Raw genomic sequence first — 17,436 nt, forward strand, 5'->3', positions numbered from 1 at the left:
CGCCGGCACCAGGTCGTACGTGGATGAGGGACATCACGCCGTACGCGGATGAGGGCGCCCCTTGACTCAGGGGGCGCCCTCACGCACGTACAGGCAGAGGCAGATCAGCCAGGCAGAGGCAGATCAGCGCGGCTCGGGCCACCCGCCGCCGTTGCCGTTGCCGTTGCCGCCGTTCTCCGTACCGCCGTCGATGAGGCCGCCGATGACACCGGCGTCCGTACCGCCGTCGGTACCGGCGTTCGTACCGCCGTCGATACCGCCGATGAGCCCGCCGTTGTCCCCGCCGCCGGGACGGCCGGGCTTGCCGTCGTCCTCGTCGTCGTCCTTGTCCTTGTCCTTGCGCGGGACGTCCGGGATGTGCACCCGGTTGAAGCGCGGTGCTTCCTTGCCCGTCAGAGCGCCGGTCATGGCGTCGCGCCAGATCGGGCCGGGGACCTCACCGCCGAAGACCTTCTCGTGGTAGCGGCCGCCGATGGTGATGTACTCCATCTCGACCCCCTGGGTCGGGGAGCCGACCCAGACGGCGCCGGACATGTTCGGGGTGTAGCCCACGAACCAGGCGTTCTTGCGGCTGTCGGTCGTACCCGTCTTACCGGCGTTGTCGCGCCCGCTCAGGCCTGCCCTCGCACCGGTACCGGAGTCGACCACCCCGCTCAGGAGCGAGTTGATGGAGTCGGCCGTCTGCACCGACATCGCCTGCTCACAGGTCGACTTGGGCACTTCGAGCGCCTTGCCGTTGGCGTCGGTGATCGACGCGATGGCGACGGGCGAGCAGTACGTGCCCCGGTTGGCGAAGGTGGCGTAGGCGCTCGCCATCGTCAGCGGCGAGATGGAGTCGGAGCCGAGCGTCAGCGGCGAAGGCTGCTCGGTGATCGGCTTGCCGTCGCCCTGGGTGACGTGCAGCTTCTTGGTCATCTCCAGCACGGGGCACATACCGATGTCGGCGATCATCTGGACGAAGTAGGTGTTGACCGACTTCTCCATCGCCTCCTTCAGGCCGTACGGGCCGACCTCGGCCTCGTTCTCGTTCTCCACCGTGGCGCCGTCGGGGTTCTTGTACGTGGAGTCGCAGCCGGAGATCGGGCTCGGATACGGCATCTCGTACGGCGCCGGATACACCTGGTTCAGCGGCTTGCCCTGCTCTATGGCGGCGGCCGCCACGAACGGCTTGAAGGTCGAACCGGTCGGGAAGCCCTGGCTCTCGCCCATGCGCTTGTCGACCGAGAAGTTGATCGTGGTCTCGTTCTTCTTGGCGTCGCCGCCGTACGGCCAGGACTGCCCCATCGCCAGGATCTTCCCGCTGCCCGGTTCGACGATCGTGGCCGCGGCGGCCACCTTGTCCTTCTGGTAGACGTGATCCTTCAGCGAGGCCTGCACGGACTCCTGCGCCTGCGGGTCGAGTGTGGTCTTGATCCGCAGTCCGCCGCGGTTCCACTTCTCGACGCGCTCCTCGCGCGTGTCGCCGAACGTCGGGCTGTCGAGGAACGCCGTCTTGACGTAGTCGCAGAAGAACCCGGAGCCGTTCGTCGCGGTGATGCAGCCGTTGCGCGGCTTGGAGATCTTCAGCGCGATCTCGGACTTCTTGGCCTTGTCCGCCTCCTGCTGCGAGATGTCGCCTGTGGCGACCATCCGCTGCAGCACCACATTGCGGCGCTTGGTGGCCTCCTGCTCGTCGTTCACCGGGTCGTACCGGCTCGGCGACTGCACGATGCCGGCGAGCAGCGCGGCCTCTTCCAGCTTCAGGTCCTTGGCCGGCTTGGAGAAGTAGCGCTGCGAGGCGGCCTCGACACCGTAGGCCTGCTGACCGAAGAACGTGATGTTCAGGTAGTTCTCGAGGATCTTCTTCTTGCCGAGCTTCTCCTCGACCTGGATCGCCATCTTGAGCTCGCGGATCTTGCGGCCGATGGTCTGCTGCGTAGCCTCGGCGAACTTGGCCGGGTCGTCCATCGCCTCTTCGACGAAGACGTTCTTCACGTACTGCTGCGTGAGAGTCGAAGCACCCTGGGAGACACCGCCCGAGCGGGCGTTCTCGTTCACCGCACGCAGGATGCCCTTGAGGTCGACCGCGCCGTGCTCGTAGAAGCGCGAGTCCTCGATCGCGACGATCGCCTTCTGCATGTACGGGGAGATCTCCTTGAGATCCACCAGCGTGCGGTCACGGGCGAAGACGGTCGCGATCGGGTTGTCGTTCGCGTCGGTGATCGTGGTGCGCTGCATCAGCGGAGGCTGCTTGAGATTGGCGGGGATCTCGTCGAATTCCTCGACCGATCCCTTGGCCGCAAGGCCCACCAGACCCGCCGCGGGGAGCGCGATGCCCGCAAGGACCGCGCCGGAGAGCACGCTGACGCCGAGGAACTTGGCGGCCTGCTGCGTCGGCGACAGTCCGCCACCCGAGAGCTTCTTACCCATGGGGGCAGCCTAATCCGTAGGTCTGTGCGTTCCGAGGGATCGGTCGGTCATCGGGATGTTCGAACCCGATCCGTGATGCCTGTGGCCTGTGACACGAGTGCGTTCACCGGTACGTCGGCGGGCAGCGGCCAACGTTCCGATTCGCCGGACAGGCGTATAGGCGTTGGCCTAAGCTGCTCACAACTGTCACAGCAGTGCGGTCCCGTATCAAGACTCCGACACCCCCGAAGACGCCGGAGTGCTGTCCGTTTCCGCCTCATGCGTCATTCGGCGCCCGTTGTGACCCAGCTGAACTGCCCCGATCTGTCGGGTTGGTCGCGCATGTCCGTGGCTCACTCCGTCGGGTGATCTGCCGCTTACGCATAGTCCGTTCGGGCCATTCAAGATTGGGCCCGAAGGGGGTGTTGCGCTGTGCCCACCTTCCGTAACGTCCTCAACTGGCGGCGGTGAATATGCCGCTGCCGCCGTGGGGGAGCCTCGATTCGGGAGAGGACGGCGCCGGCATGGGCTGGGTAGTTGACTGGAGTGCGCAGGCAGCCTGCCGCACTACTGATCCGGATGAACTGTTCGTACAAGGTGCGGCACAGAACAGGGCCAAGGCGGTGTGCACCGGGTGTCCGGTGCGTACGGAGTGCCTGGCAGACGCCCTGGACAACCGTGTCGAGTTCGGTGTCTGGGGTGGAATGACCGAGCGGGAGCGGCGCGCATTGCTGCGCAGGCGGCCCACGGTCACCTCCTGGCGCCGGCTGCTCGAGACGGCCCGCAGTGAATATGAGCGCAGCACGGGACTGTTGCCCGTGGACGCGGAGGACAGCGAGACGTACGAGAGCTACGCCGCGGTGGGCTAGCGCCCTACCGCTGCCGGCGCAGCTGTTCATCGGAACGGCTGTTTCTTTACTCAGCTTCGGCCGGTCGACCACCGGTCGCGAGCCGATGGCCGATGTCCCGCAGCCCCGCGAGATCGTGTACATCGCCGGGCAGCGCGGCCACCTCGGCCACCGCCACCTCGGGGTGGAGTGCGGTGAAGCGGTCACGCGTGCGCTGCTCGCGGGAGAGCAGCCGCATCCGTTCGGCGTGCAACCGCAGGAGTCCCGCGGTCAGTTCCGTTGCCGGGGTTTCAGGAGAATCGTGGGGTTCGGGAGGGGTACGCACCTCTTCCTTCCCGCCCTCCTGATCCACAATGCCGCCCGTTTCATGATTTTCTACGGGCCCGGCGGGACCAGCAGGATCGGGGCCGTCCGGCGCCCCGAGCGCTTCCGCGGCGGCGAGCGCACGCTCCGCCGAGAGCCGCGCGGCACCGCTGCCGTGCACACGGTTGAGCACGAGCCCGGCGAGCGGCATACGGTCCGCCGCGAGCCGCTCCACGAAGTACGCGGCCTCGCGCAGCGCGTCCCGCTCGGGCGCGGCCACCACGAGAAAAGCCGTCCCCGGCGCCTGAAGCAGCCGGTACGTGGCATCGGCCCGGGTGCGGAAACCGCCGAACATCGTGTCCATCGCGGCCACGAAGGTCTGCACGTCCTTGAGGAACGGACCGCCGAGCAGCTTGCCCAGGGTGCCGGTCATCATCGACATCCCGACGTTCAGGAACTTCATGCCGGCCCGCCCGCCGACCTTCGCCGGCGCCATGAGCACCCGGATGAACTTGCCGTCCAGGAACGAGCCGAGCCGGCTCGGAGCGTCCAGGAAATCGAGGGCGGAACGTGACGGCGGCGTATCGACGACGATCAGATCCCACTCGTCGCGTGCGCGGAGCTGCCCCAGCTTCTCCATCGCCATGTACTCCTGCGTACCGGCGAAACCGGCCGAGAGCGACTGGTAGAAGGGGTTCTCCAGGATCGCCCGGGCCCGCTCGGCATCCGCGTGCGCCTCGACGATCTCGTCGAAGGTGCGCTTCATGTCGAGCATCATGGCGTGCAGTTCGCCGTCGCCCTCGATCTCCTTCACCCGGCGTGGAGTGTTGTCGAGCGAGTCGATGCCCATCGACTGGGCCAGGCGCCGGGCCGGGTCGATGGTCAGGACGACCACCTTGCGGCCGCGTTCGGCCGCCCGGAGCCCGAGGGCCGCCGCGGTCGTGGTCTTGCCCACGCCGCCCGCGCCGCAGCACACGATGATCCGGGTCTTCGGGTCGTCGAGCAGCGGATCCACGGCGAGCGTGGGGGGAACGTCCAGCGTCATGAGACTCCCTGCCGGCGCAGAGTGATGGCGAGGCGGTAGAGCCCGGCCAGATCGATGCCCTCGCTGAGGAACTCCAACTCGTGTACGGGAAGGCCGGGTCCGGCCAGCTCGGCGCGCTGCTCCTGCTCCAGGGCGATCCGCTCGGCGTACTCCGCGGCCTGGGCGAGCAGCGGCTCGACCAGCTGTTCCGCGAGCCCGCCCTTGCGCGCACCGCCGAGCCCGGCCCGCGACAGCTCGCGCGCGATCTCCGTGCGCTTCACGCCGTCGGGCACGGGCCCGTCGAGCAGCGTGGGCCGCACCATGTTCACCAGGATCCGGCCCACCGGCAGCCCGGCCGCGCGCAGTTCGGCGATCCCGTCGAGGGTCTCCTGGACCGGCATCTCCTCGAGCAGCGTCACCAAGTGCACTGACGTCTCGGCGGACTTGAGGACCCGCATCACGGCCTGCGCCTGGTTGTGTATCGGCCCGATCTTCGCGAGGCCCGCCACTTCGTCGTTCACATTGAGGAAGCGGGTGATACGTCCGGTGGGCGGCGCGTCCATCACCACGTAGTCGTACGCATAGCGGCCCCGCTTGTCCTTGCGGCGTACCGCCTCACAGGCCTTGCCGGTGAGCAGGACGTCGCGGACGCCGGGTGCGATGGTCGTGGCGAAGTCGATGGCGCCGAGCTTGCGCAGGGCGCGGCCCGCGCCGCCGAGCCGGTAGAACATCTGGAGGTAGTCGAGCAGCGCCAGCTCGGCGTCGATGGCCAGCGCGAACACCTCGCCGCCGCCCGGGGCGACCGCGATCTTCCGCTCCTCGTAGGGAAGCGCCTCCGTCTCGAAGAGCTGGGCGATGCCCTGCCGGCCCTCGACCTCGACGAGGAGGGTGCGCTTGCCCTCGGTCGCGAGGGCGAGCGCGAGGGCGGCGGCGACCGTCGTCTTACCGGTCCCGCCCTTGCCGCTGACGACCTGAAGCCTGCTCACGCCTTCGAGCGTAACCAGTACGCCGCGGTTGAATCCCGGGGGCTCCGCACCGTACGCGCGTCCGAGGACATCCGACGGGTCCCACCGCGGACCCGCGGCCCGCGCCGGGGCATTACGCTCGGCCCCATGACCAAGTACGAATACGCGACCGTGCCGCTCCTCGTGCACGCGACCAAGCAGATTCTGGACACCTGGGGCGAGGACGGCTGGGAGCTCGTCCAGGTCGTGCCCGGGCCGAACAACCCCGAGCAGCTCGTGGCCTACCTCAAGCGGGAGAAGCAGGCATGAGCGGCGCCGTCGAGGCCAAGCTGGCCGAGCTCGGCCTGAAGCTGCCCGGCGTCGTGGCGCCGCTCGCGGCCTACCAGCCGGCCGTTCAGTCCGGTGCCTACGTCTACACCGCGGGCCAGCTCCCGATGGTGGACGGCAAGCTGCCGACGACCGGCAAGGTCGGCGGCGAGGTGACGCCGGAGGAGGCCAAGGACCTGGCCCGTATCTGCGCGCTCAACGCGCTCGCCGCGATCAAGTCCGTCGCCGGCGACCTCGACCGCGTCGCGCGCATCGTGAAGGTGACGGGCTTCGTCGCCTCCGCCACGGACTTCACCGGCCAGCCCGCGGTGATCAACGGCGCGAGCGAGCTGCTCGGCGAGGTCTTCGGCGACAAGGGCGTGCACGCGCGCAGCGCGGTGGGCGTGGCGGTCCTTCCGCTTGACGCTCCCGTCGAGGTCGAGTTCATCGTGGAGCTCGTGCAGGACTGAGCTTGCTTTGCCGGCGTGCGCCGTGAGGCGGGCGTTGTCAGTGGGCGCCGATAGCCTGGAAAGGGCTTCGGCCCCCGGGCGGGAGGGGACTGTCCGGCCTCCTCCGCTCCGTGCCTTCGGTCCCGGTCGTGACACACACGACCGGGACCTCTCGCGTTTCCGGCTGTCGCGTTTCCGGGCCGCAAGCTCCGGGCCGCCGCCCTCAGCCTCCGGCCCCACCCTCGTACGAGATCGGTTGCCTCTCGAACATCCGGGCGCGAGCGGTTAACCTCCGCCCATGTCCAATGGCCAGTGGTACCCGCCGGAATGGCCCGACCGGATCAGGGCGCTCGCGAACGGTGAACTGACGCCCGCGACCCCGCGCCGGGCCGCCACCGTCCTGCTGCTTCGCGACGGCGAGCAGGGCACGGACGTCTACATGCTGCGACGGCGGACCTCGATGGCGTTCGCCGGCGGTGCGTACGCCTATCCCGGTGGCTCGGTCGACCCGCGCGACGACGACCGGCACGTCGACTGGGCAGGGCCCTCGCTCGCCACCTGGGCCGAGCGGCTCGGTGTCGCCGAGGCCGAGGCGCAGGCGATCGTGTGCGCGGCGGTGCGGGAGACCTTCGAGGAGGCGGGCGTGCTGCTCGCCGGGCCGACGGCGGACTCGGTGGTCGGCGACACGACCGGGGACGACTGGGAGGCGGACCGGGTCGCGCTCGTGGAGCGTGAGCTGTCCTTCGCCGAGTTCCTCGCACGGCGCGGGCTCGTGCTCCGCTCCGATCTGCTCGGCGTCTGGGCGCGGTGGATCACGCCGGAGTTCGAACAGCGGCGGTACGACACGTGGTTCTTCGTGGCCGCGCTGCCGGCCGGGCAGCGGACGCGCAACGCGTCCACCGAGGCGGACCGCACGGTGTGGACCCGGCCGGCCGAGGCGGCAGCGGGCTACGACCGAGGCGAGCTGACGATGATGCCGCCGACGATCACGACGCTGCGGCAGCTGGAGCCGTACGCCACGCCGGCCGACGCACTGGCCTCCTCGGCGAAGCGGGATCTGACGCCCGTACTGGCCCAGGCGCGCCTGGAGGACGGGGAGTTGGTGCTCTTCTGGCCCGGGCACGACGAGTTCACCAAGCGCATCGTGCTCAAGAGCGGCTCGGACGCATGACCGACGCAGCCGCCCTGCCGGGCCAGCCCCGCGGCGTGGTCCTCTCGGGGCCCGCCACCGCCCGAGCCGTCAACGTCCTCGCGCCGAACGCCGACGCGATGACCCTGGACGGTACGAACACCTGGCTCCTGTCGGAGCCGGACTCGCCGCTCGCCGTCGTCGTCGACCCCGGGCCACTGGACGAGGGGCATCTGCAGCACGTCATCGCCACGGCCGAGAAGGCCGGCAAACGCATCGCGCTCACACTGCTCACGCACGGGCATCCGGACCATGCGGAGGGGGCGTCGCGGTTCTCGGACCTCACGGGCACGAAGGTGCGGGCGCTCGATCCGTCGCTGCGCCTCGGGGATGAGGGTCTTGCGGCCGGTGAGGCCCTGGAGGTCGGCGGTCTGGAGCTCCGGGTCGTGTCCACGCCCGGGCACACGGCCGACTCCCTGTGCTTCCATCTCCCCGCCGACCAGGCGGTCCTGACGGGGGACACGATCCTTGGCCGCGGCACCACGGTCGTCGCCCACCCCGACGGCCGGCTCGGCGACTACCTGGACTCGCTGCGCCGGCTGCGCTCCCTGACGGTGGACGACGGCGTGCATACGGTCCTGCCGGGTCACGGGCCGGTCCTCGAGGACGCCCAGGGCGCGGTCGAGTTCTACCTCGCCCACCGTGCGCACCGCCTGGCCCAGGTCGAAACAGCAGTGGAGAACGGGCACTTGACGCCGGCGGAGGTCGTGGCGGCGGTCTACGCGGACGTGGACCGCTCGCTGTGGCCGGCGGCGGAGCTTTCGGTTCGGGCGCAGTTGGAGTATTTGCGGGAGCACGGGCTGATCTAGCTTTCAGCCTCTGCGGCGTTTGAGCAGATCCGAACGAAGTTCGGATGCCGGGGGTCCGGGGGCAGAGCCCCCCGGTTTCGGGAAGGGGCGGGTAGGGGAACTCAGCCCGCCGCAGGCGCAACGACCCGCACCTGACCACGCACCTCGCCCAACGGAAACGGGGCCCGCCCCGAAGGCCGGACCCCGTCCACGTACACCCGAAGAAGCTCAGCGCGAGCGCTTCGCCAGACGCTCGACGTCCAGCAGGATCACCGCGCGGGCCTCCAGACGGAGCCACCCGCGGCCCGCGAAGTCCGCGAGCGCCTTGTTCACGGTCTCGCGCGAGGCGCCCACCAGCTGGGCCAGCTCCTCCTGCGTGAGGTCGTGCACGACGTGGATGCCCTCTTCGGACTGGACGCCGAAGCGGCGCGACAGGTCGAGGAGCGCGCGGGCCACACGGCCCGGCACGTCGGAGAAGACCAGGTCGGACATCTGGTCGTTGGTCTTGCGCAGGCGCCGGGCGACGGCGCGGAGCAGCGCGGCGGCCACCTCGGGGCGGGCGTTGAGCCAGGGCTGGAGGTCGCCGTGGCCGAGGCCGAGCAGCTTGACCTCGGTCAGCGCCGAAGCGGTGGCGGTTCGCGGGCCCGGGTCGAACAGCGAGAGCTCACCGATGAGCTCACCGGGGCCGAGCACGGCGAGCATGTTCTCGCGGCCGTCGGGGGAGGTGCGGTGCAGCTTCACCTTGCCCTCGGTGACCACGTACAGGCGGTCGCCCGGGTCGCCCTCGTGGAACAGCGCGTCGCCGCGCGCGAGGGTCACCTCACTCATGGAGGCGCGCAGCTCCGCCGCCTGCTCGTCATCGAGCGCCGCGAAGAGCGGGGCGCGCCGCAGAACGTCGTCCACGAGTTCTCTCCTATGTCGTCCGGCTCCAGTGGGCTGTGGTGCCCATAGTGCAGGACGTAGCAAACAGTGTGATCAGTCACAACAAGTTTGCCGTACTGAAGAGGTGTCCTGTGCGACTGGGGACCCAATCGGGGGTGGTTGGGTCAGATCCAGCCATGTTCAGGGTGCTGTTCGTGCTAGGCCCCAGGGCTCCAACAGGCCGGTGAGAGCACTGGCCAAGGGTGTACGGCGTCATGGTTGCCCGGGGTGATTCTGCTGTGGGCGAACGGGGCGAGAACGGATCGGCACCATTGCTGGAAAAGGGGCATAACGGACAGAAATCTGAGCTCGGGCAGGCTCACTCGGGAGTCCGCACACCCGCAAGCGGAATCGTCGCCGTGAGCACCGTCCCCTCCCCGGGCGCCGACTCCACCGCCAGCGTCCCGCCCAGCTGCCGCACCCGCGCCCGGATCGCGGGCAGCCCGTGCCCGCGCGATCCCTCGGGTGTGTCCGGCAGGGCGGCGGGGTCGAACCCGCGTCCGTCGTCGGCGACATCGAGCACCGCACGGTCGTCGAGCGTGGTGAGCGTCAGGACGGCGGTCGTGGCCCGGGCGTGTTCGCGTACGTTCGCGAGCGCGCCCTGGGCGATCCGCAGGAGCGTCGACTGCACCCGCTCGGGCAGTTCGGGGCCGGCCTGCCCCTCCGTATGCACGAGGACCCGAAGCCGCTCGTCGCTCTCGCGCCCGGCCAGCGCCCGCAGTGCCTCGGGCAGTCCGCCCGACAGCGCCAGGTCGGCGGGGGCCAGGTCATGGACGAAGCGGCGGGCCTCGGTGAGGTTGTGCTCGACGATCTTCGTGGCGGCCCGTACGTGCCCGTGTGCCTTGGCCGGATCCCTGTCCCAGGTCCGCTCGGCGGCCTGAAGGAGCATCTGCTGGCTGGACAGGCCCTGCGCGAGGGTGTCGTGGATCTCCATCGACAGGCGCTGGCGCTCGGCGAGCGTGCCGGCGCGGCGTTCGGTGGCGGCGAGCTCGCGGCGCGTACGGATCAGATCGTCGATCAGCCGCCGCTGCCGGGACGCAAGCCGCTTCATGTGCAGGAACACGGCGGTGGCGAACCCGGCGACCGCCGCGGGCCCGACCACCAGATCCAGGTCGAACCGGGGCGAGAGCGCCAGCTGCGCGATGATCACGAAGACGGTGAGCACCCCGACGAGCACACACGCGGCCACCGGCGGCAGGATCCGCAGGGCCGCGTAGATGAGCGGCACGGCCACCCACGCGAAGCTCGGCGCGAGTTCCACCAGGACGGCCCACACCACGACCACCGCGGCCAGCCAGCCGACCCGCCAGGCCTGTGAGCGCCGCGCCGACGGTTTCGTGGTCGCGTACGCGTCGCGGCCGACCCCGGCCGCGTAGATCACGGCGAGGAGCGCGGCCAGGGTGATGACCAGCGCGGAGTTGACCGTCGCCGGATGGCGCTGGATGAACCGGATCAGGGCCGTCGCCTGCAGCACGAAGAACGTCAGATGCATGACGAGGCTCAGCCAGCGCGCGTCCGGATCGAACTCCTCCGGCTGCAGATCGGCAGCGGTGGACGCCTCCTGTTCCGCGTGCACCGCACCCCTTCCGCCTGTCCGTCGCCTGCGGACCGTTTCGCCTGTCCGTCGCCTGCGGACCGTTTCGCCCGTCCGTCGCCTGTGGACCGCACGGACATTCTCATTTACGGAGGTATGCGGCGCACCAGCAGCCCGGGAAGCCCGCTCAACCACCCACCCGCTGTCAGCACCTCCCCGTAGGCTCTTGGCATGGCGAAAAGCGACAAGGAGCCGGGTGCGGCGGGCCCTCCCGTCATCCGGAAGGCCAAGCCGGCGAAGACCCGGACCGGCCTGGTGCGTCAGGCGCGCAAGATCAACCGGGCGCTCGCCGAGGTCTATCCGTATGCCCACCCGGAGCTGGACTTCGAGAATCCCTTCCAGCTCCTGGTCGCCACGGTGCTTTCGGCGCAGACCACGGACCTGAGGGTCAACCAGACGACACCGGGCCTGTTCGCCAAGTACCCGACCCCCGAGGACCTGGCCGCGGCCAACCCCGAGGAGGTCGAGGAGCTGATCCGCCCCACCGGCTTCTTCCGCGCCAAGACCCGGTCGATCATGGGCCTGGCCAAGGCCCTGCGCGACGAGCACGGCGGTGCGGTCCCCGGCCGCCTCGACGACCTGGTCAAGCTGCCGGGCGTCGGCCGCAAGACCGCCAATGTCGTCCTGGGCAATGCCTTCGGCGTCCCGGGCATCACCGTCGACACCCACTTCGGCCGGCTCGTACGGCGCTGGAAGTGGACCGACGAGGAGGACCCGGAGAAGGTCGAGGCGCTGATCTGCGAGATCTTCCCGAAGAGCGACTGGACGATGCTGTCGCACCGGATCATCTTCCACGGCCGCCGTATCTGCCACGCCCGCAAGCCCGCCTGCGGCGCCTGCCCGATCGCCTCGCTCTGTCCTTCGTACGGGGAGGGCGAGATCGACCCCGAGAAGGCGCAGAAGCTGCTCAAGTACGAGAAGGGCGGCTTCCCGGGCCAGCGCCTCAAGCCCCCGCCGGACTATCCCGGCCAGGCCGCGCCGCCGATGGGAGCTGTGTGACAGGGGAACGATCGGGTGTGGTCCGGCCGTTGAGGGGTCCGTACGGGGGTGACGCGTGACGCATTCAGGCAGGGCGCATTCAGGCAGGACGCAGACAAGCAGGACGCAGGCAGGGAGTTCCTACGGCGGGGAGGTCCTCGTCTCGAGCGAGGGCCTGCCCGAGTGGCTGACCCCCGTGGTGAAGGCCGCCGGGACGGTCGAGCCGAAGCAGCTCAGCCGGTTCCTGCCGCCCGAGAGCGGAGCGGGACGGCAGTCGGCGGTCCTGATCCTGTTCGGCGAGGGCGAGCAGGGTCCCGAGCTGCTGCTCATGGAGCGGGCCAGTTCGCTCAGATCGCATGCCGGGCAGCCCTCGTTCCCCGGTGGCGCCCTCGACCCGGAGGACGGCGATCCGGCCGGTGACGGTCCGCTGCGCGCCGCCCTTCGTGAGGCCGAGGAGGAAACCGGACTCGACCCCGCGGGCGTCCAGATCTTCGGGGTGCTGCCGAAGCTCTACATTCCGGTGAGCGGTTTCGTCGTTACCCCCGTCCTCGCGTGGTGGCGTGAGCCGACCCCGGTCGGTGTGGTCGATCCGGCCGAGACGGCCCGGGTGTTCACGGTTCCCGTGGCACATCTCACGGCTGCCGAGCACCGGGTGACCTCGGTCCATCCGCGCGGCCACCAAGGTCCCGCATTCCTGGTCGGTGACGCTCTGGTCTGGGGTTTTACGGCCGGTGTGATCGACCGGATCCTGCACTACGCGGGCTGGGAAAGACCTTGGGACCGCACAAAGCAGGTCCCTCTCGACTGGCGCGCATGACAGGCTTGGCACTTGCGCTTGTCCGGGTCCCACCCGGGGGAGGCACCGGGACATGCCCCGAAAAGGGCCCCGGAGTAGATGTTCCACGGCTGATCAGGGATCAGGGGTCCGGACGCACAGATCCGGACACCAGGAGCCCGGAGTCAGAGATCAGCCCCGACGGCCGAGGAGTGGCGACTGTGACGCGAGGCGAGGCGTGATTCGGTGAACGTGCTCGACATCCTGCTCCTGGTCGCCGCCGTGTGGTTCGCCATCGTGGGCTACCGCCAGGGCTTCGTCGTCGGCATCCTCTCGGTGCTCGGCTTCCTGGGCGGCGGCCTCGTCGCGCTCTACGTACTGCCGGTGATCTGGAAGCAGTTCACCGAGGAGCAGGCGGGCACGACGGCCGTGGTCGTCTGGGTGGTGGTCGTCATCGTCTGCGCCTCCGTCGGCCAGGCCTTCACCACGCACCTGGGCAACAAGCTGCGCCGCTACATCACCTGGTCACCCGCCAGAGCCCTGGACGCCACCGGCGGCGCCGTGGTCAACGTGCTCGCGCTGCTCCTGGTCTCCTGGCTGATCGGCTCGCTCCTGGCGGGCACGACCATGCCGACGGTGGGCAAGGAGGTCCGCAACTCCAAGGTGCTCAACGGGATCGACCGCGCCCTGCCGGGCCAGGCCGACACCTGGTTCACCAACTTCCGCTCGGTGCTCGCGCAGAACGGATTCCCGCAGGTCTTCAGCCCGTTCGCCAACGAGCCGATCACCGAGGTCCGCCCGCCCGACCCCAAGCTCGCAGGCAGCCCGGTCGCCGCCCGCGCGAAGGGTTCCATCGTCAAGGTGCTCGGCACCGCGAGCAGTTGCAGCAAGGTCCTCGAAGGCAGCGGCTTCGTCTTCGCCGACCGCCGCGTGATGACCAACGCGCATGTGGTCGGCGGCGTGGACGAGCCCACCGTGCAGATAGGCGGCGAGGGCAAGCGCTATGACGCCACGGTCGTGCTCTACGACTGGGAGCGCGACATCGCCGTACTCGACGTACCGCAGCTGGACGCGCGCCCGCTGCAGTTCACCGACCGCGACGCCGGCACCGGCGACAGCGCGATCGTGGCCGGCTTCCCGGAGAACGGCGGCTATGACGTCCGCTCCGCCCGTATCCGCGCCCGGATCGACGCCAGCGGACCGGACATCTACCACCGCGGCAATGTGCGCCGCGATGTCTACTCGCTGTACGCGAACGTCCGCCAGGGCAACTCCGGCGGCCCGCTGCTCACCCCGGACGGCAAGGTCTACGGCGTGATCTTCGCCAAGTCCCTGGACAGCCCGGACACCGGCTATGCGCTCACGGTGGACGAGATCCGCGAGGACATCAGCGCGGGACGCACCGCCAACCAGCAGGTGGACAGCCAGGGGTGTGCGCTGTAGGTCGCGCATGTGGGCGCGGTGGGCGGCGCAGGGGTGTGCGCTGTGAGCCGCGCTTGTACGGGGGCTTCAGGCCCTCGTCGTATGCCGCAGCCGGGCCGACACCCAGCGGGCGCGGCGGCGCAGGATACGGGGGATCCCGATAGCCGCTTGGGGGGACCGGTGACCCTGGCCCTGTGGGCCGCCTCCCCGAAACGGGTTCAGCTCCGAAGACCCGGGAGCCGAGCGGCGGTTGCGTGCTGCGTCACTGTAGTCGTGCGTCCAGCCCATACCCCGACGTGTGCCCGTGCCTCATGGTCGGTAATCGCCTGAGCGCCACTCAATTGGCTTATGCGCGGGGCAAAGGCCGTTCGAAGCACAGGTGTTCGCCCGTGCCTCAGCGGTCCGGCTCAGGGTCCTTCAGCCACTCGACGAGCTCCTTCGAGAAGGCCGCCGGGTCCTCTTCGTGCGGGAAGTGCCCCAGACCGTCGAACAGCCGCCAGCGGTACGGCGCTTCGACGTACTCGCCCGAGCCCGCCGCGCTGCGCGTACGCAGCACCGGGTCGAGCGAGCCGTGCAGATGCAGCGTGGGCACGCGCACCGGCCGCTTCATCCGCCGGTTGAACTGGATGCCGTCCGGCCGCGCCATCGACCGCACCATCCACCGGTACGGCTCGATCGAGCAGTGCGCCGTCGACGGAATGCACATGGCCTTGCGATACGTGTCCACCGCAGCGTCGTCCGGCAGCCGCGGCCCCGACCAGTCCCGGATCAGCTCGCCGACCAACGCGCCGTCGTCCGCGACCAGTTGCCGCTCGGGCAGCCACGGCCGCTGGAAGCCCCAGATGTACGAGCCGGCCTTGGTCTGCCGTATGTCGCCGAGCATCGCCGAACGCCACCGCCGCGGATGCGGCATCGAGGACACCGCGAGCCGGCGCACCAGCTTGGGGCGCATCACGGCCGCGGTCCACGCGAGATACCCGCCGAGGTCATGACCGACGAGCGCGGCGTCGGGCTCGCCGAGGGAGCGGATGACTCCAGTGATGTCGAGCGCGAGGTTCGCCGGGTCGTAACCGCGCGGTGTGCGGTCGCTGCCGCCGACGCCGCGCAGATCCATCGCGACCGCGCGGAAGCCGGCCTCGGCGAGCGCGGGCAGCTGGTGGCGCCAGGTCCACCAGTACTGCGGAAAGCCGTGCAGCAGCAGGACGAGCGGTCCGTCGCCCATCTCGGCGATATGGAAGCGGGCCCCGTTCGCCGCGACATCTCGGTGGGTCCAGGGGCCGTCCAGGCGCACAACCGAAGTCGCGGAAGGGTCCGTCATGAAGTCGAGCGTGCCACAGGCTTGGCATCCTCGACCGCGCGGGTCAGTTCACCCCTGGCCGGGGCGGTGACGGAGCGCGGATGCGGTTTGACGTTGCCGAGCACGGCGGCGGTCTCCTTGGCGGAGGCGGCGACCTTCTGCGGTCCCTTGGCCTTCGCGGTCTTCTTGGCCATGATCACGCCGATCAGCGCGAGCAGACCGGCGAGCAGCACGCTGGCCAGGAAGGAGAGTCCGAAGCACCAGACGAGGTTCCAGCCGCCGTTTCCGTTGTGGCCCCCCGTCCAGGTGTTGATCGCATAGGCAAGGACGAAACTCAGCATCGGCAGCGAGAAGATCAGCACCGCGAGCGCGGCGATGAACGCTCCGCCGCTGGTCGCGCCCCGCTTCACATCCGTCCGCAACTGGGCCTTGGCCAGCGCGATCTCGTCATGGATCAGCGCGGACATCTCACTGGTCGCCGAGGCGACCAGCTGTCCCAGGCTGCGGTCGGCGCCGTCGGATGCGCTCATCGCGTACTCCCTCTTCAGATCTGGCGTTACGGCAATGTCAGATCATGCCGGACTGCCGCTCTCGCCGCTTCCCGCGGGGCCCGGTTCGCCGCTCGATGCGGGGCTCAGTTCGGCGAGGCGACGGTGCTCGGCGGCCTTCTTCTCGTAGATCGCGGCCATACGGAGGTGGTACTCGGGGTTGTCCTGCTCGTAGATGTCGGGGATCCCGTCGAGGTCCTCGTCGCGGTCCTCGTGCTCGACCATCGCGCGGTACTTGGCGTTCCGCAGCTTCAGCAGGACCGTCGCGAGCACCGCCGCGATCAGCGAGCCGAGCAGGACGGCGGCCTTGACCTCGTCCATCAGTGCCGTGTCGCCCTTGAAGGCGAGTTCGCCGATCAGGAGCGAGACGGTGAAGCCGATACCGGCCAGTGAGGCGACCGCGAACACATCGGGCCAGGACAGGTCATCGCTCAGCTCGGCCCTGGTGAACCGGGCCGCGAGCCACGTACCGCCGAAGATGCCGACCGTCTTGCCGACCACCAGACCGAGCACCACACCGAGCGTCTCGGGCTGGGTGAACACATCGCCGATCGCCTTGCCGGAGACCGAGACACCCGCCGAGAACAGTGCGAACAGCGGCACCGCGAGCCCGGCCGACAGGGGGCGTACGAGGTGCTCGATGTGCTCGCCGGGGGAGTGCTGCTCGCCCTCCTTGCGGGTGCAGCGCAGCATCAGGCCCATGGCGACACCGGCGATGGTGGCGTGCACGCCGCTGTTGTACATCAGGCCCCAGATCACCAGGGCGAGCGGAACGTAGATGTACCAGCCGCGTACGCCCTTACGGAGGAGCAGCCAGAAGACGGCCAGGCCGACGACGGCGCCGCCGAGGGCCGCGAAGTTCAGCGAGTCCGTGAAGAAGACCGCGATGATCATGATCGCGAAGAGGTCGTCGACCACGGCGAGCGTGAGCAGGAAGGCGCGCAGCGCGGACGGCAGCGAGGTGCCGATCACGGCGAGTACGGCGAGTGCGAACGCGATGTCGGTCGCGGTCGGTACGGCCCAGCCGTCCATCGAGCCGTTGCCCAGCACGTTGGTCAGGACGTAGACCAGAGCGGGCACGGCCATACCGCAGAGCGCGGCGACCACCGGCAGGATCGCGGCCTTGGGGTCCCGCAGATCGCCGGCGACCAGCTCGCGCTTGAGCTCGATGCCGGCGACGAAGAAGAAGACCGCGAGCAGCCCGTCGGCGGCCCAGTGCTGGATCGAGAGGTCGAGTCCGAGCGCGGAGGGCCCGATGTGGAAGTCCCGTACGGAGGCGTAACTGTCGCTGAGCGGGGTGTTCGCCCAGATCAGGGCGACGACGGCGGCGATGAGGAGCAGCACACCGCCGACGGTCTCGGTCCGCAGGGCGTCCGCGACGAAGGTCCGCTCGGGCAGGGAGAGCCTGCCGAGGACCTTGCGGTTGTTCTTGCTGGGCGCGGCCACGGGGAAACCTCCGGGTCGGTACGGCAACGACGGATCGCTGAATGCAGTCGCCGACCAGACTTCCCGGCACACCCTGTGTTCTTGTCGCGGTTTTTACGCGGCCTCTACGGTACAGGGTGCCCGCAAGGGCGAATCTGGCGATCTTCACTTTACGCACGAAAAGGGCACTCAGCGCGGCGCTGAGTGCCCTCTCGC

Annotated in this window: 17 protein-coding genes; 8 read left to right on the top strand and 9 right to left on the bottom strand. The window is 69.6% G+C overall.

Annotation, left to right across the window (positions count from 1 at the left end; translation table 11 throughout):
* Positions 1–123: 123 nt before the first annotated feature.
* Positions 124–2,409: a transglycosylase domain-containing protein gene (locus ABT367_RS01435; protein WP_352248343.1), complete on the bottom strand. Its 2,286-nt coding sequence runs from the start codon at positions 2,407–2,409 to the stop codon at positions 124–126.
* A 503-nt stretch (positions 2,410–2,912) separates the two neighbouring features.
* Here ABT367_RS01435 and ABT367_RS01440 point away from each other — a divergent pair.
* Entirely contained in the window at positions 2,913–3,257 is a 345-nt protein-coding gene (locus ABT367_RS01440; protein WP_187815053.1) for a WhiB family transcriptional regulator, read from the top strand.
* Between the two features lie 46 nt (positions 3,258–3,303).
* Here the strand turns inward: ABT367_RS01440 and ABT367_RS01445 are convergent, their stop codons facing one another.
* Together ABT367_RS01445 and ABT367_RS01450 are read right to left on the bottom strand one after the other, a co-directional pair.
* The gene (locus ABT367_RS01445; RefSeq protein ID WP_352248345.1) at positions 3,304–4,584 is read right to left on the bottom strand and encodes an ArsA family ATPase; all 1,281 of its coding nucleotides are present in this window, start codon (positions 4,582–4,584) and stop codon (positions 3,304–3,306) included.
* Positions 4,581–5,549: an ArsA family ATPase gene (locus tag ABT367_RS01450; protein ID WP_352248347.1), complete on the bottom strand. Its 969-nt coding sequence runs from the start codon at positions 5,547–5,549 to the stop codon at positions 4,581–4,583. Before ABT367_RS01450 ends, ABT367_RS01445 begins: the two co-directional genes overlap by 4 nt.
* Before the next feature lie 126 nt (positions 5,550–5,675).
* On the opposite strand from ABT367_RS01450, the gene ABT367_RS01455 reads away from it, so the two are divergent.
* From ABT367_RS01455 to ABT367_RS01470, 4 genes are all read left to right on the top strand, one after another.
* A complete protein-coding gene (locus ABT367_RS01455) occupies positions 5,676–5,837 on the top strand; it encodes a DUF4177 domain-containing protein (protein ID WP_018386146.1) in 162 nt (53 codons plus the stop codon).
* The gene (locus ABT367_RS01460; RefSeq protein WP_352248349.1) at positions 5,834–6,304 is read left to right on the top strand and encodes a RidA family protein; all 471 of its coding nucleotides are present in this window, start codon (positions 5,834–5,836) and stop codon (positions 6,302–6,304) included. The genes ABT367_RS01455 and ABT367_RS01460 overlap by 4 nt, the downstream gene beginning before the upstream one ends.
* 277 nt (positions 6,305–6,581) lie before the next feature.
* On the top strand, positions 6,582–7,454 hold the full coding sequence (locus ABT367_RS01465; protein ID WP_352248351.1) for an NUDIX hydrolase: 873 nt from the start codon (positions 6,582–6,584) through the stop codon (positions 7,452–7,454).
* On the top strand, positions 7,451–8,281 hold the full coding sequence (locus ABT367_RS01470) for an MBL fold metallo-hydrolase (protein ID WP_352248353.1): 831 nt from the start codon (positions 7,451–7,453) through the stop codon (positions 8,279–8,281). The genes ABT367_RS01465 and ABT367_RS01470 overlap by 4 nt, the downstream gene beginning before the upstream one ends.
* Before the next feature lie 207 nt (positions 8,282–8,488).
* On the opposite strand, the gene ABT367_RS01475 is transcribed toward ABT367_RS01470, so the two are convergent.
* Together ABT367_RS01475 and ABT367_RS01480 are read right to left on the bottom strand one after the other, a co-directional pair.
* Positions 8,489–9,163 carry a Crp/Fnr family transcriptional regulator gene (locus ABT367_RS01475; protein WP_016642758.1) on the bottom strand — a complete coding sequence of 225 codons (675 nt, stop codon included), beginning with the start codon at positions 9,161–9,163 and terminating at the stop codon, positions 8,489–8,491.
* Between the two features lie 337 nt (positions 9,164–9,500).
* Complete coding sequence (locus tag ABT367_RS01480) at positions 9,501–10,757, bottom strand: sensor histidine kinase (protein ID WP_434975373.1); 1,257 nt, start codon at positions 10,755–10,757, stop codon at positions 9,501–9,503.
* Between the two features lie 189 nt (positions 10,758–10,946).
* On the opposite strand from ABT367_RS01480, the gene nth reads away from it, so the two are divergent.
* The 3 genes from nth (at position 10,947) to ABT367_RS01495 (ending at position 13,971) form a co-directional block, all read left to right on the top strand.
* Entirely contained in the window at positions 10,947–11,774 is an 828-nt protein-coding gene (gene nth / locus ABT367_RS01485) for an endonuclease III (protein ID WP_352248355.1), read from the top strand.
* 55 nt (positions 11,775–11,829) lie between these two features.
* On the top strand, positions 11,830–12,570 hold the full coding sequence (locus ABT367_RS01490) for an NUDIX hydrolase (RefSeq protein ID WP_434975374.1): 741 nt from the start codon (positions 11,830–11,832) through the stop codon (positions 12,568–12,570).
* A gap of 204 nt (positions 12,571–12,774) precedes the next feature.
* Positions 12,775–13,971: a MarP family serine protease gene (locus tag ABT367_RS01495; RefSeq protein WP_352248357.1), complete on the top strand. Its 1,197-nt coding sequence runs from the start codon at positions 12,775–12,777 to the stop codon at positions 13,969–13,971.
* A gap of 66 nt (positions 13,972–14,037) precedes the next feature.
* On the opposite strand, the gene ABT367_RS01500 is transcribed toward ABT367_RS01495, so the two are convergent.
* The 4 genes from ABT367_RS01500 to nhaA form a co-directional block, all read right to left on the bottom strand.
* Positions 14,038–14,238, bottom strand: coding sequence for a hypothetical protein (locus tag ABT367_RS01500; RefSeq protein ID WP_352248359.1), 201 nt, complete (start codon positions 14,236–14,238; stop codon positions 14,038–14,040).
* A 106-nt stretch (positions 14,239–14,344) separates the two neighbouring features.
* Positions 14,345–15,268 carry an alpha/beta fold hydrolase gene (locus tag ABT367_RS01505; protein ID WP_352248361.1) on the bottom strand — a complete coding sequence of 308 codons (924 nt, stop codon included), beginning with the start codon at positions 15,266–15,268 and terminating at the stop codon, positions 14,345–14,347.
* Positions 15,265–15,777, bottom strand: coding sequence for a phage holin family protein (locus ABT367_RS01510; protein WP_165333013.1), 513 nt, complete (start codon positions 15,775–15,777; stop codon positions 15,265–15,267). The genes ABT367_RS01505 and ABT367_RS01510 overlap by 4 nt, the downstream gene beginning before the upstream one ends.
* 42 nt (positions 15,778–15,819) lie before the next feature.
* A complete protein-coding gene (gene nhaA, locus ABT367_RS01515) occupies positions 15,820–17,241 on the bottom strand; it encodes a Na+/H+ antiporter NhaA (RefSeq protein WP_352248363.1) in 1,422 nt (473 codons plus the stop codon).
* Positions 17,242–17,436 lie beyond the last annotated feature (195 nt).

This window comes from Streptomyces mesophilus (genome assembly GCF_040300965.1).
In the GTDB taxonomy this organism is placed as follows: Bacteria; Actinomycetota; Actinomycetes; order Streptomycetales; family Streptomycetaceae; genus Streptomyces; species Streptomyces mesophilus_A.